The organism is Curtobacterium sp. AG1037, assembly GCF_003349855.1.
In the GTDB taxonomy this organism is placed as follows: domain Bacteria; phylum Actinomycetota; class Actinomycetes; order Actinomycetales; family Microbacteriaceae; genus Curtobacterium; species Curtobacterium citreum.
In genome coordinates this window covers 1-13,272 of sequence record NZ_QQAO01000001.1, presented here as the reverse complement: position 1 = coordinate 13,272, position 13,272 = coordinate 1, and the positions used below count along the sequence as shown (strand labels likewise).

The window sequence follows — 13,272 nt, the reverse complement described above, 5'->3', positions numbered from 1 at the left end:
GCCGCGGGGTGGGTGAGGAGAGGAGGTTCAGTTGTGGACCGGGACGGGTTCGTCACGGCTCGCGGGAGCAGCGTCGGTGGACGCCTTCTCGGCGGGGGTCTTCAGGAAGGGGGTGAGGATCGCGCTGAGGAGGTAGAAGCCGGCGTAGATGCCGAGGACGCCGCCTGCGCCCAACCACCCGAAGAAGAGTCCGGCGAGGGCCGGTGCGACGAACGCGGAGAGTCCGGCTCCGAGGTTGAGTACGGACATCGCTGCGCCCTTGTTGTCCGGCGCGAGCAGTGGGAAGAGCGCGGACAGCGGCACGAAGCCGGCCATCGTCACGCCGCACAGGCAGAGCACGATCGTCATCAGCGCCACGTCGTGGCCGATGAGGTGGGGCGCGAGGAACACCGCGACGAGCACGACGGAGTAGGCCACGCCGCCGACCCAACCGATCGTGCGTCGCCAGCCGATCTTGTCGCCGACGTAGCCGAAGAACAGGTTGGCGAAGATGGCGACGGTGAACACGAGGGACCACATCTGCAGCCACTGTGTGGTCGTGTAGCCGAAGGAGGCGAGGTAGATCGGCATGAAGACCGGCAGGCCGTACTGCGCCAGCCCGTTGATCGTCTTCACGAGGAGACCGATCGAGATCGTCGGTCGTCCGATCAGCGTGACGGCCTTCGACAGCTCGCGCGCACTGAACGGGTGGATCTCCTCGGGCGGGACGGTCGCTCGGTTGGCGATGGTGGCGACGAGTGCTCCGACGATGACGAAGGCCAGGCCGGTCCAGAGCACCGCGATGTGCCCGAATGCAGGCAAGGCGAGTGACGAGTAGAACGGCCCGATCACGCTGAGGCCGAGCGAGAACATGAACCAGAACCAGCCGGCGGCGAGGCCACGGCGCTCCAGCGGGGCGCTGTAGTTGATCCAGGTGAGGAACGAGTACGCGAACAGCGGGTAGCCCAGGCCCCGGATCGCGTAGAAGACGAGCATCACCGGCCAGTCGAGGCTGGTGACGCCGAATCCGATGAACCCGACGCTGCCGACCAGGAACGCGGTGAGGGCGAGGAGCATGACCTTGCGTGGCCCCATGGTCTGCACGAGGACGCCGGAGAACCAGGCCGCGATCGCGACCGTTACTCCGTAGACCGTGATCAGGGCGGCGGTGTCGGAGACGGTGACGCCGCGGGAGACGAGCCACGGCGAGATCCACCCTTGTTCGACGCCGTCACCCACCATGAAGAGGACGAGTCCGATGTAGCCCCAGACGAGGTTTCGGGGCAGTCCTATGCGGTCGAGGACGCGGTTCACTTCGGAGCCTTTCTGTTCACACCATCGGGAGGAGAGGCGAGGCCGGCCGGCGCAGGAATGTGCGCCGGCCGGGTTCACGGTCAGACGGCGAGTTCGCCCTGGTACTTCGACGACCCGATGCCGAGGAGTTCGTTGCGCAGTCGCTGCGCTGCGATGCCGTCCTGCGAACGGATGACCTCGGTGATGCGGTCGACACCGACAGCCTTGACCTTCTCGAAGAAGAGCTCGACGGTGGCGCGGTTGGTCTCGGCCTCGTCCTGCGCGTCCTCGCGGATCGGGAAGGTGTCGAAGTAGATGACTCCGTCCCACTCGTGGCGGAGGAGGAAGTAGATCATCTCCATGGTCTCGAACGGGTGGATGGATCCGATCATGAGGCCGTCGTCATGGGCGTTGTTGCCGTCGTTGAGGTGGATCCCGAAGAGCTTGCCCTGCTCGAGGAGCAGCGACGCCCCGAACGCAGGCTGGTCTCCGGCCATCAGCATGTGTGCGAAGTCGAGGGTCGCTCCGAGGTTCGGGCGGTCGATGCGGGTGATGACGTCGAGCGTCTGTCCGAAGCTGTTGATCATCGAGTGCACGCGCTCCTCGTACGGCTTGTACTCGATGCTGATCCGGAAGTCCGGGCGGTGGTCGGCCAGTTCCTGGAAGGCGGACACGATGCGCTGCAGGTCGGCCGCGTAGTCCTTCTGGAACGTGAAGTCGTAGCCGTCGAAGCCGAGCCAGACCGTGAGCAGATCGCTGCCGCAGGTCGCGGCGGCATCGATCGCGTCCTTCGCCAGGTCGATCGCCGCCCGACGGACCGTCTCGTCCGGGTTGCTGAACTCGCCGGCGACGAACTGCTTGCGGAAGCGCGTGGCGTTGCCGTTGAGCGTCAGGCCGAGTTCGTCCAGGAGCGCCTTCATGGCCGCAGGCCCGACGCTCTCGAAGTGCTCGGGGTAGTTGAGGTCGACGTAGTCGACGCCCTCGGTCGCAGCGATGCGGCGGAGAGCAGCGGGGACGTCGCCGCCGCTGACGAAGGAGTTGAGGCGCGTTGCGAACTTCATGTCGGCGAAGCTAGCCCGGCCTGACAAGTTTGGTCAAGTTTTTTCTTTTTGCGTCGCCATCTTTGACAACGAGCGTCAGAGCTTCCTAGGCTCAGCCCGTGTCGGCAATGCGGTGAGAGATCCGCTTGCCGCACGGCTGCTCCGCGCTGGAGCATGAGCGAGCACAACGAGGTGGAGGTCCCCATGGCAGGCACGGACGTCTTGGTCGTCGGGAGCGTCAACTACGACTACATCGTCACGCAGGACCGTCTCCCCCGCCGCGGCGAGACCTTCGCTGCAGCCGAGGCGAAGGGTGCGTTCGGCGGGAAGGGCGCGAACCAAGCGGTTCAGGCTGCGCGACTCGGAGCGACGGTCCGGTTCATCGGCGCCTGCGGTGCCGATGGTCTGGGCCGGCTGTGCCTCGACAACCTGCGGAGCCATGGCATCGACTGCCACATGCGACCGACCGACGAGTCCAGCGGGTTGGGCATCGTCCACGTCGTGGGTGAGGGCGATGTGTACGCCACCATCGTCGAAGGTGCCAACGGGGCGATCGACCCGGGCTGGATCGATGAGAACCAGCAGCTGTTCCAGGAAGCCGGCGTCGTCGTGATCCAGAACGAGATCCCTGCCGAGGCGAACGAACGGACCGTCGAACTGGCGGCAGCCGCCGCGGTACCGGTCGTGTTCAACGCCGCTCCTGCTCGCCCCGTCGCGGAGCGTGTGACGCGCCGGTGCACATGGTTCGTGGTGAACGAGGAGGAGGCGAGCGCGTACATCGGCCGCGACCTCGGCGACGTCCACGACGACGCGGCCATGCAGCGCGCGGTGGTCGACCTGCAGCGCTTCTGCCAGGGGGTGGTCCTGACGCTCGGGAGCCGCGGGTGCTACGTCGCCGACAGCACCACCGTCCAGTTCGTCGAGGCCGTCCCCGCTCACGCCGTAGACTCGACCGGCGCCGGTGACTCGTTCATCGGGGCGTTCGCCAATGCCCTCGTCAACGGGTCCGACCCCTTCGCTGCTGCAGTCGATGCGACGCGTGTGGCGTCGATCACCGTCGAGGGCGTCGGCGCGCAGTCCAGCATGCCGACCCGCGAGGTGCTCACCAGTGAAGTCCTTTGAGCGACACCAGCTGATCCTCGAACAGGCCGCCGCCGGCGACCCGGTGACGATCGAGGCGTTGATCGACGTGACGGGCGCGTCACCGTCGACGGTGCGCCGGGACATCAAGGCCCTCGAGGACACGGGCAGGATCGTGAGCCTGCGCGGCGGCGCCATCCGGCTCGAAGACGCTGCGAGCGAGGTGCCGATCGCGACGAAGTCCCTCATCAACCGGGCCCAGAAGACCGCGATCGCCGAAGCCGCCGCCGCGCTCGTCGCCGACGGTGACACGGTCTACGTGGATTCAGGAACGACTGCGACCGAACTCATGCGAGCGCTCCGTGGTTCGCGTGTGCACGTGATCACCTCGAACACGCACGCGCTGAACCTGCCGCTGCCTCCGAGTGTCACCGTCACGGCACTCGGCGGAGACGTGCTGCCCGTGATCGGCTCCGTGGCAGGTCCGATCACTGATCGCGAACTCGCCGACCTGTACTTCGACAAGGCGTTCATCGGCGTGACCGGCATCGATGCCGCCGCCGGGGTGACGACGTTCGACATCCGCGAGGCGAACAAGAAGCGGATCGTGCACGCACACAGCAAGCACACCTACGTGCTCGCCGACAGCAGCAAGTTCAACCAGGTGTCCCTCTGCCATGCCTTCACGCTCGCCGATTGCACCGTGATCACAGACTCGGACGACGAGGTCCTCCAGCACGCCGGCGCGGCAGTGATCGCGTTGACGAGCAGCACGCCTTCCTGATCTCACCGAAACGGCATCACACTGATCGCGAATCCGCTGGCAGCCCGCTCACCGACCGGAGTGCGCTCGACGGCAGCGTCGGGAGGACAAGGAAGGAGCACGGCCCGTTGGCGGCCGTGCTCCTTCCTGCATGTCGGTTGCTGCTACTTGATGGAGGCGACGGCCTTCGCGGCCTTCTCCGACAGGTCGGAGGTGAGGGCGGCCGACTTGGCCTCCTTCGCGGCGGCCTCCTGCGCGTCCTGCGTGACGACGTAATCGAGGTAGCCCTTCACGAGCGCACCCTTGTCGGCGTCCTTGTACTCCTGGCAGGCGATCGCGTAGGAGACCAGGACCAGCGGCCACGCACCCTCGGCGGTGTCCTTGCGGTCGATGTCGATCGCCACGTCGTTGGCTTCGCGACCGGTCTCGAGCTCCGAGTCAGAAACGACCTTGGCAGCGCCCTCGGCCGAGATCCCGGTGGCCGTGGAGCCGACCATGAGCTTGGCCTTGTCGAGGTCACCGGCGCCGGAGTCGTCGATGTAGGTGATGGCGTTCGAGGCGGTGGACATGGTCGAGGCGATACCCGAGGTGCCCTTCGCACTGTCGCCGACGGAGTACGGGAAGGTCTGACTGGGCTCCTCGGTCCAGACATCCGGCGCGTTCGCGTTGAGGTACTGACTGAAGTTGTACGTCGTGCCCGAGTCGTCGTTGCGGTGCACGACGGTGATGTTCGTGTCCGGCAGGTCGACGCCCTTGTTCAGGTCGGCGATCTCGGAGGCGTTCCACTTGGTGATCTTGCCCGAGAAGATGCCCGCGATGGTCTTCGCGTCGAGCGTGGGCTCCTTGACGCCGTCGACCTTGTAGGCGATGGCGATCGGGGAGATGTAGACCGGGATGTCGATGGCCTTGTCCGCGCACAGGTCGAACGAGCCTGAGAGCTCCTCGTCCTTCAGCGCGGCGTCGGAGCCGGCGAAGTCCGCGGCACCCGAGATGAAGTTCTTGCGGCCGGCGCCGGAGCCGTCCGGCGCGTAGTTGACCGTCACGCCGGAGGCGACGTTCTGGAAGTTCGCAGCCCACACACCCTGAGCGGTCTGCTGGGAGCTCGCACCAGAGCCGGTCAGCGTGCCCGAGAGCTTCGAGTAGTCGGTGCCGGAGCTCGAGGTCGGCGCGGCGGTGTCGCCGCTGCCGCTCTCGTTCGAGGCGCAGGAGGACAGCGCGACGGCGCCGGCGATCGCGATCGCTGCGATCGAACCGATTCGCTTGGTGTTCACAGGGGTCCCTTCGGGGGCGTACGTCGGAAAGTCGCCCGGCAGACGCCAGCACCGGCGAACCCTGCCGCGCGACGAAACAAAATTAAGTGGGCCTCATGGTGATGCTGCTCGAGAGCGGTTACTCGACCTGCTGGTTGCGGAGGCCGATCAGGAGGGTATTGCGGCGCTGCTCGTCACCCACGATGAAGCCGTCGCGAAGCGGATGCAACGCTTGGTACACCTACGAGACGGCCGCGTCGGAGAGGAAGATCACGGCAGCGGTCGCCGAGCCGTCATCTCGGCCGACGGCTCCATCCCAATTCCCGAGCACTTGCGCGCCCGCTGGCCCGCCGGCTCGCTGGTGTCCGTCCAAGCAGACAGACCAGACGCTCTCAGGGTGAGTCGAGATGACGCCGAGGACAACGATACGGAGGCGGTATGACTGGCGAAGTAGAGAGATGTGATCAAGGATCTTTGATCCTCGAAGAAGTCCTCCTCGAAATGAATGACCGGGCAGTCCTCACCGTCAATCGAGTGATTCCGCAGGGAAGCGTAGTTGCCGTGACCGGCCATGACGGGGCCGTCATCACAGACTTCCTGAACCACATCGTTCACCATTTGCGCAAGCACGGCGAGAAAACACCCGTATCAGGATCGATCGTGGAAGGTTCCATCCGCCTTCATGGGCCGCTCGCGGAGCGGGCGTCACACGTGTCCGAGATGTCACGCGAGCACGACCTGATCAGCGGCCTGAGTGCAGCCGAGAACGTCGCACTCGAACTCATCGCTGCCAAACAAGCCAGCTCAGCTGAACTCATCCGAGCGGCGCTCGATGCCGTCGGTCTTCCAACGGCGGTGCACCACAACCTCGTGGAACAACTCTCCGGCGGCCAGCAGCAGCGCGTTGCCCTGGCCCGCGCGATGGTCGTCGATGCCCCCGTCAAGGTACTTGACGATCCCGCAAGTGAACTCGACCCCATCTCCCGAGACGTCGTCTACGATGCTCTTGCCCAGCTTGCCAGTCAAGGCAGCATCGTCATCGTGGGGACCCCCGGATCCGATCCAGGGCCGAAAGCCGACATCATCATCCGGCTCAACAAGGGCGGCCGACACGTTGCCCAACTTCGACGCTGACCGCTGAATCGGGGTCCCATGGTTGATCATCAGCTGAGGGGTTCTGGTCCATCTGGAACTCGCGCTCAGTTTCAAATTCTGCGCGAAAGCGGACTGCGGCTCTCGCTGGCCGAGTAGCGGGCACTTCTGGTCGCGAGCTGACTGGATCTGCAGGCATGGTGGATCTCGTGACTAGCGCCCGCGCATCACGACTGGATCTAGCCGTCCGTCATTCATGGTTTCGGCAGTCTGACGATGCATAATGCGGCTGCTGGAACACAGGTCAGCTCAAGCCCGAGCGCGTTCATGAGAAGATGCAGGAACCGCGTCCTGTCCGAGTGGTCACCATGATGACGATCAACCCCGATACTTCTACTTTTGGGCTCCCTTCTGGCGGCGTTGCGCGGAGATTCGACGGCACTGCTGACGCCCGGGTGCGGGCTCTACTGCGAATTCGGCGTTCGGGAGCGTTCCGCGACCGATCGGGCCTCGCTTCGTGGTCCCATGTAGCGACGACGGCTGAGTCGCACGCGCACTGACGACCGAGTTGGCGTGGCCTCCGGAGCGTCACGAACGCTTGCATCCGGCCTTTCGCGTCTTGCCTGCTCGTCCCTGTCGCAGATGCTCGTTACGCTCGTGAAGGCGCGACGCGACGACCGCCAATCCCGCGCCGGAAGGAACGCCAAGCCCAGAAGTCCGCTCCTCCCGCGTCCGGGCGGACGCGCAGCCCGCGTTGCCAGCGCCGTCGCGGTCGTCTCGACCCTTGCCCTTGCTCTGACCAGGTGCTCGGAATCCTCGATCGAACAGGGCGGCGCTGGCACTACGGCCCGGAGCGGGCTCGTCCCCGAATCAACCAGCGTGGACATCCGCACGCAGCCCGGTGCTGCGCTCGATCAGGTGCTCATCGACAACCTGCATCAGGGGCTCGTCGGCCGGGCGATGGACGGCATCGGTGCGATCCGTGGCGTGCTCCTCTCGAAGCACGAGCTCTCGTCCGACGGGCTCACCTTCACGGTCATCCTTGGGACGGCAGGATGTTCCAGGACAGCAAGCCGGTTATCGCGGCTGACGTCGTCTGGTCTCTTCAGCAGGTCAAGGACAACGCGTCGTTCGTCGACTCGGCCCAGCCCGCAAACATCACATCAATCGCGTCGCCGTCGTCAGACCAGATCGTCCTGACGCTCGATTTCGAAGCTGTGGCGGTCATGATGCCTCCTCCCGGCTACGCCCCGCGGGGCAGGGCGTAGCCGCCAGAGCGGATGTGACTTTGGTCGCGTCGCGGGTCAGCTCTTCTGCATGAAGCCGCCGTCGACGCTGTGAGTGATGCCGGTGACGAAGCTGGCGTCGTCGGAAAGTAGCCACGCGACTACTGCCGCGACTTCTCGCGGCGTCCCCATCCTGCCCACTGGCATCTGCGCCGCGTACAGCGCTCGGATCTCATCGTCGAGCGCTGCTACTGCGGGGGTGTCGATCAGGCCAGGGGCGACAGCGTTGACCCGGATGCTGTCGCGGGCGTACTCGAGTGCTGCTTGCCCCGTGAGAGAAATGACACCGGCTTTCGCTGCAGCATAGGCGGGCTGACCGATCGTGGCACGAAGTCCGGCATCGGAGGCCATGTTGACGATCGACCCGCCCCCGTGCTCGAGGAAGAAGCTGATCTCGGCTTTCATCGACAGCCAGATGCCTTTGAGGTCGATGCTGTGGACGCGATCCCACCACGTCTCGTCGAGATCGTGGATGCGAGCGTGCGGATGGCCGATCCCAGCGACGTTCGCGGCTTGGTGGAGTGCGCCGAAGGTGTCCACGGCGTGTTCGACGAGGGCGATCGTGTCCTCGGCGCGTGAGACATCTGTGCGGATGAATGACGCCGCGCCTCCGGCTGTGATGATCTCATCGACCACGCGGGTGCCAGCTGCCTCGAACACATCACCGATGACGACCTTGGCGCCGCGTTCGGCGAGCAGCTTCGCGGTTGCTTCTCCGATGCCGGAGGCGCCGCCGGTGACGACGACGACCTTGTCCTGGAGCGTCATCAGCGGACCAACGCAAACTCTTCGTTCATGGACCCAGGAATGGAATATCCGTCCAGGTCGCGTATCTGGTCGATGTGTGCGGCGACGTCGTCGGGGGTGGCGACCGGCTCATCGGCAGCAACATGCCAGCCTGGCGTGACCCCCATGAAGACACGCGCATAACGGCCGCGTGCGATCGAGTAGAGCTCGTGCGAGCGGGTGTTTGCGTCGCTGGCGAGGTATGCGACCAAGGCGCTGATCATCTCGGGTTCTGCGTGCGCTGGCGTTGTCGGCATACCGACGAATTGGTCCTCGTTCATGTCCGCTCCCATCCGACTGAGCGCCGCGGGCAGGATCGTGTTCGCGAGGATGCCGTGCGGCGCTCCTTCCAGCGCGACCACGTTAGCGAGGCCAAACACCCCACCCTTGGCCGCTGCATAGTTGGCCTGCTGGATCGACCCGAACAAACCTGCAGCAGAGGATGTGAACACGATGCGGCCGTAGCCGTTCTCCCGCATGTTCGTGAAGGCGGGCTGCGTGACGTAGAACGCGCCGTTGACGTGCACCGCCAGCAGGGCGTCGATCGCTGTCGGGGTCAAGTCGGTGAAGGCGGCGTTGCGGATGTTGCCGGCGTTGTTGATCAGAATGTCGATCTTGCCGAAGGCGTCGAGAGCGGTCTGAACGATGGATCGGCCTCCCTCAGGGGTGGCAACCGAGTCGTAGTTCGAAACCGCCTCACCGCCGGCGGCCCGGATCTCCTCGACGACCTGGTCGGCCATGGCGGTTCCGCCGTTCTCCCCGCTGATGTCACCGCCGAGGTCGTTGATGACCACCTTCGCTCCGCGGCTCGCGAGCTCGAGGGCATGAGCCCGACCTAAGCCCCCGCCGGCCCCTGTCACAACCGCCACGCGGCCAGTGAACGACACTGCAGACATGTTCTCTCCTTCGAGACTCGGCCTCTCCGAGCGTGTGGCACATCATGCCACTTAGCGGATGTGTGCCACCACGGATTGCGGGATACTTGAAGCATGGACACGCAGTCGATCGGCGATGAGACGCAGCAGCTCGCGCCGCTTCGGGTGCGTCGCAGGACGGCGACGCAGGCAGACATTGCGGAGGCAGCGGCGTCACTGTTCGAGCGGCACGGGTTCGAGAACGTCACTGTCGAGCAGATCGCCACGGCAGCGGGGATCTCAATGCGTACGTTCTACCGGCACTGCTCGGGCAAAGATGAAGCACTCTCGGTCGGTCTGCGTGCGGGCCCAGATGAGCTGACGGCAGCCATCCGGAAGCGTCGCGACCTACCGCTGCTCGATGCAGTGGTAGCCGGGTTCATGGAGGTATCAGCCGGCCCTGTCCGCCGCAGCGAGCTGCGACTGATACTCGGGACACCGGCGCTTCGCATGTCATGGCTGGCCGCTGGCCGCGCCGCCCAGGAAGATCTCGTTGCCGTCATTCATCAGTATTTCCCCACCATCACCGCACTCGAAGCCCAAGCCCGGTCAGCTGCGATCGTCGCCATCCTCACCGTGGTCCTCGAGAGCTGGACCACCGCGGAAGACGACGACCTTCAACTCCGATCCCAGCAAGCTCTCCGTGTCCTCACCGACTGGTAGGCCGAGTCAAAGAGTCACGGAGTGGCCGTTGCTCCGCCAACCGTTGCCACATCGACGCTGATAACGTGATCAGATGGAACAGAACCTCAGCATTCATGGCTCGGCTGGGCACGATGCTGCGAAGGTGCGGGTCGGAGATGCAGGAGTGGCTCGCTGCGCGAGATGCGGGAAGCAAATGCGGTTTGACACACGTGCTAACGGCTGGTTGACACTTCTCACCACCGATGAGGCCGCGTCGTAAGACTTGATGCCCAAATAGCTTCAGTCGGTTCCACTACAAGCGTCATGATGTCCCCTGACGGGGGACCTTCAGCGCATCTCGGTCAGGCCACGAGGCAACGATCGCTCGCTGATGAGTTGTGTGCATGGCAATGGTCACGCCATGCGCTCATGCCGCAGAGGAGCCGCGGTGGCTTCCGTTCAACCGACTCAGAACAGGGTACTGAGCTCCGAACGATCGACGACGAGGAATCACGCTGTCGTTGGCACGGCCACGCGCTTGCGGGCTTCGGGGCCCCGAGCCCTCTCTCATCAATCGTTGTCAGTTTTACCGACCATCCGGTCTGTACCGTGCTGGTGGTGAGCTCGTTCGATGTCCTGACGACCGAGAAGGCGACGCCACGGGAGTGGGCATCGCTTGGCATCCTCACCCTCGCGGTCATGCTGCTGTCCATCGACGGCACGGTTCTAGCGTTGGCGGTGCCCTCGATCAGCGAGGATCTCCAGCCGACCAGCACGCAGATCCTCTGGATCGGCGACATCTACTCGTTCGCCCTGGCCGGCCTGCTGATCACGATGGGGAACATGGCAGACAGGGTCGGGCGGAAACGGCTGCTCCTGATCGGTGCGGCCTGCTTCGGAGCGGCATCTGTGCTGGCAGCCTTCGCGCCGACCGCGGAGGTGCTCATCGCAGCGCGAGCCCTGCTCGGTGTCGCCGGGTCGACGCTGATGCCGTCGACGCTCTCCCTGGTCCGCGCGACGTTCCGCGACGCGCGGCAGCGAACCACAGCGATTGCGGTGTGGGCGGCCGGCGCATCAGGCGGCGCGGCGGCCGGACCCCTCATCGGCGGGGCGCTGCTAGAGCACTTCTGGTGGGGCTCGGTGTTCCTGATCAACGTGCCCGTCATCGTCCTGATCCTGACCGGGGGCGTGTTCCTGCTGCAAGAGTCCCGCGGGGAAAGCCGCAACCCCATCGATCTGCTCTCCGCTGTGCTGTCCATCGCAGCAATCGTCCCGGTGGTCTACGCGGTGAAGCACCTCGCCGGAGAAGGCCTCGACGGGACCGTTCCTGCGTTCACGGCGCTCGGTGTCGTAGCGGCCGTGCTCTTCGTTCGACGTCAGCGACGTCTGCAGACACCGCTGATCGACCTCGAACTGTTCCGGGTCCCGGCGTTCAGCGGTGCGATCCTGGCGAACGCGCTCGGAGTGTTCGCGTTCATCGGGTTGCTGTTCTTCTTCTCGCAGTACCTGCAGCTGGTTCGGGGCCTCTCTCCCCTCGAGGCCGGTATCCACCAGCTCCCCGCAACAGTGGCATCGGTCGCGGTCGTCGCCGTTGTCGGTTTGCTCTCTCGCCGTCTCGGGAAGGGACGCGCCATCGGCGGCGCGCTCCTCCTCGCCGGGGCGGGGATGGCGTCCCTCGCCTCTACCGAGGGTCTCTCCGCGTACTTCGGGATCGCGTTGTCGCTGGTTGCTCTCGGCCTCGGGGAAGGCATCGCCATGACCCTCGCCACCGATGCCGTCGTCGCGGCGGTCCCACGCGAACGTGCCGGACCAGCGTCCGCGATCTCAGAGACCGCGTACGAACTCGGCACAGCGCTCGGCATCGCGATCCTGGGCTCCCTGCAGACCGCGTTCTACCGCTCCCGACTCAATCTTGACGACGTCCCCAAAGACGAGGCAGCCGCGGTGCGAGAGTCGCTTGCCAGTGCCACTGAAGCACTACCGTCAGGTTCAACGGCTCTCCTGCACGCGCAGGAAGCGTTCACGGCCGGCATGCAGGTCACAACCGTCCTCGCTGCCGTGCTCCTAGCCGCTGGCGGCATCCTTGCTCTCCGCGTCATCCCATCCGAGCGGGAGAAGTCATGACCGATGCGCCTCGACGACCTCGGCATCCGCGCGACAGAGCGCTGACCCGCAGGCAGATCCTCGATGCCGCAGAACAACTGCTCGCCGCGCACGGCACGGCGGTGAGCATCGCCGCCGTCGCCGTCAAAGCGGGCGTCTCAAAAAGTGGACTGCTGCATCACTTTCCCTCCCGAGACGCACTGCTCGTCGCCGTCGCAGACCGCGGTCTGCGGACGCTCGTGACAGAAGTAGATCAGCAAATCGATCCCGCAGACGCGTCACCGGGACGGGGAACTCGTGCGTACGTCAGCGCCCTGTGTGGCGGCAGCGCCGCAGCAGCAGCCGTGTTCTCGCCGACGTCACTCCTGAACGCCCTGCTGGACGCACCTGGGACGAAGGCCCTCCTGCAAGCTGACGCCGAGTACTGGCGCCGGTTCTTCGCAGACGACGGGCTCCCCGCCGCACGGTACCTCGTGATCCGCCATGCCGCTGAAGGTCTCGCCGCATCCTCCGCGGTGACCCCCTACCTCACCGCAGACGAGCTCAACGTCGCCCGGGACGCCCTCCTCGACCTCACACGAAGTGACCCATCGACTTGATGGAGATCGCCGCCAAGCGGTTGCGGCGGCACAGCTAACCGCCGAAAGCGCTGATCACTGAAGACTGACCCCACGAGTAGTAGCCGGCATGAAGCGGTCGCAGCCACTGCAACGGACTGAAGCTTGCAGCATTGGTCCGATTGCATGTGGTTGAGGACGCGGGTATCGCGTTCAGCCTCATCGAAGCCGAGCACGCTGACGTCCGCTTGACGTGGAGAACGGGCGGAAGACGCCGTCCCCGTGGTCGGGGGCGGCGCCTTCTCGTGGTGGTGCTGGTGCGGGTCGTGCCCGCGGGGTCTTGCTCGACCGGTGCTTACTTGATCTGTGCGGTGATGGTCGCGGTCCCGACGAGGAGACCACCCTTGACCGCGTCGGTCTTGAAGGTGCTGTTGAGCAGCTTCGCGGCGTCGTCGGAGACGTGGACCGTGGTGCCGGTCAGGATCGCGTTGTCACCCTCGAGCTG

The 13,272-nt window shown here is 65.3% G+C and carries 12 protein-coding genes; 7 read left to right on the top strand and 5 right to left on the bottom strand.

Features of this window, described 5'->3' with window-relative positions:
* Positions 1 to 27: 27 nt before the first annotated feature.
* Together DEU32_RS00060 and DEU32_RS00055 are read right to left on the bottom strand one after the other, a co-directional pair.
* Complete coding sequence (locus DEU32_RS00060) at positions 28 to 1,293, bottom strand: MFS transporter (protein WP_208738890.1); 1,266 nt, start codon at positions 1,291 to 1,293, stop codon at positions 28 to 30.
* Positions 1,294 to 1,373: 80 nt separating this feature from the next.
* Positions 1,374 to 2,333 carry a sugar phosphate isomerase/epimerase gene (locus DEU32_RS00055; RefSeq protein ID WP_114848832.1) on the bottom strand — a complete coding sequence of 320 codons (960 nt, stop codon included), beginning with the start codon at positions 2,331 to 2,333 and terminating at the stop codon, positions 1,374 to 1,376.
* A 183-nt stretch (positions 2,334 to 2,516) separates the two neighbouring features.
* Here DEU32_RS00055 and DEU32_RS00050 point away from each other — a divergent pair, with 183 nt between their 5' ends.
* Complete coding sequence (locus tag DEU32_RS00050; protein WP_167510008.1) at positions 2,517 to 3,434, top strand: ribokinase; 918 nt, start codon at positions 2,517 to 2,519, stop codon at positions 3,432 to 3,434.
* Positions 3,421 to 4,176: a DeoR/GlpR family DNA-binding transcription regulator gene (locus tag DEU32_RS00045; protein WP_180224650.1), complete on the top strand. Its 756-nt coding sequence runs from the start codon at positions 3,421 to 3,423 to the stop codon at positions 4,174 to 4,176. Before DEU32_RS00050 ends, DEU32_RS00045 begins: the two co-directional genes overlap by 14 nt.
* A 143-nt stretch (positions 4,177 to 4,319) precedes the next feature.
* Here DEU32_RS00045 and DEU32_RS00040 read toward each other — a convergent pair whose 3' ends face one another.
* Entirely contained in the window at positions 4,320 to 5,426 is a 1,107-nt protein-coding gene (locus DEU32_RS00040) for a phosphate ABC transporter substrate-binding protein PstS (protein ID WP_114848830.1), read from the bottom strand.
* A gap of 453 nt (positions 5,427 to 5,879) precedes the next feature.
* On the opposite strand from DEU32_RS00040, the gene DEU32_RS00035 reads away from it, so the two are divergent.
* Both DEU32_RS00035 and DEU32_RS00030 read left to right on the top strand, forming a co-directional pair.
* The gene (locus DEU32_RS00035; protein WP_181819144.1) at positions 5,880 to 6,539 is read left to right on the top strand and encodes an ATP-binding cassette domain-containing protein; all 660 of its coding nucleotides are present in this window, start codon (positions 5,880 to 5,882) and stop codon (positions 6,537 to 6,539) included.
* A 1,013-nt stretch (positions 6,540 to 7,552) separates the two neighbouring features.
* Positions 7,553 to 7,765, top strand: coding sequence for a hypothetical protein (locus tag DEU32_RS00030; RefSeq protein WP_114848828.1), 213 nt, complete (start codon positions 7,553 to 7,555; stop codon positions 7,763 to 7,765).
* Between the two features lie 36 nt (positions 7,766 to 7,801).
* On the opposite strand, the gene DEU32_RS00025 is transcribed toward DEU32_RS00030, so the two are convergent.
* Positions 7,802 to 8,551, bottom strand: coding sequence for an SDR family NAD(P)-dependent oxidoreductase (locus DEU32_RS00025; RefSeq protein WP_114848827.1), 750 nt, complete (start codon positions 8,549 to 8,551; stop codon positions 7,802 to 7,804).
* Positions 8,551 to 9,465, bottom strand: coding sequence for an SDR family NAD(P)-dependent oxidoreductase (locus DEU32_RS00020; protein ID WP_114848826.1), 915 nt, complete (start codon positions 9,463 to 9,465; stop codon positions 8,551 to 8,553). Before DEU32_RS00020 ends, DEU32_RS00025 begins: the two co-directional genes overlap by 1 nt.
* A 93-nt stretch (positions 9,466 to 9,558) precedes the next feature.
* On the opposite strand from DEU32_RS00020, the gene DEU32_RS00015 reads away from it, so the two are divergent.
* The 3 genes from DEU32_RS00015 to DEU32_RS00005 all read left to right on the top strand — a co-directional run bounded on the left by DEU32_RS00015 (position 9,559) and on the right by DEU32_RS00005 (position 12,809).
* Positions 9,559 to 10,146: a TetR/AcrR family transcriptional regulator gene (locus DEU32_RS00015; RefSeq protein ID WP_114848825.1), complete on the top strand. Its 588-nt coding sequence runs from the start codon at positions 9,559 to 9,561 to the stop codon at positions 10,144 to 10,146.
* Between the two features lie 579 nt (positions 10,147 to 10,725).
* The gene (locus DEU32_RS00010) at positions 10,726 to 12,231 is read left to right on the top strand and encodes an MFS transporter (RefSeq protein WP_258554728.1); all 1,506 of its coding nucleotides are present in this window, start codon (positions 10,726 to 10,728) and stop codon (positions 12,229 to 12,231) included.
* Positions 12,228 to 12,809, top strand: a complete 582-nt coding sequence (locus DEU32_RS00005; RefSeq protein WP_114848824.1) for a TetR/AcrR family transcriptional regulator — start codon at positions 12,228 to 12,230, stop codon at positions 12,807 to 12,809. The genes DEU32_RS00010 and DEU32_RS00005 overlap by 4 nt, the downstream gene beginning before the upstream one ends.
* Positions 12,810 to 13,272 lie beyond the last annotated feature (463 nt).

What these genes read in the sequence shown, in the direction of transcription:
- DEU32_RS00055 (WP_114848832.1), bottom strand. Translation starts at nt 2,333, where the DNA reads ATGAAGTTCGCAACGCGCCTCAACTCCTTCGTCAGCGGCGGCGACGTC.
- DEU32_RS00050 (WP_167510008.1), top strand. Translation starts at nt 2,517, where the DNA reads ATGGCAGGCACGGACGTCTTGGTCGTCGGGAGCGTCAACTACGACTAC.
- DEU32_RS00030 (WP_114848828.1), top strand. Translation starts at nt 7,553, where the DNA reads ATGTTCCAGGACAGCAAGCCGGTTATCGCGGCTGACGTCGTCTGGTCT.
- DEU32_RS00025 (WP_114848827.1), bottom strand. Translation starts at nt 8,551, where the DNA reads ATGACGCTCCAGGACAAGGTCGTCGTCGTCACCGGCGGCGCCTCCGGC.
- DEU32_RS00020 (WP_114848826.1), bottom strand. Translation starts at nt 9,465, where the DNA reads ATGTCTGCAGTGTCGTTCACTGGCCGCGTGGCGGTTGTGACAGGGGCC.
- DEU32_RS00015 (WP_114848825.1), top strand. Translation starts at nt 9,559, where the DNA reads ATGGACACGCAGTCGATCGGCGATGAGACGCAGCAGCTCGCGCCGCTT.
- DEU32_RS00005 (WP_114848824.1), top strand. Translation starts at nt 12,228, where the DNA reads ATGACCGATGCGCCTCGACGACCTCGGCATCCGCGCGACAGAGCGCTG.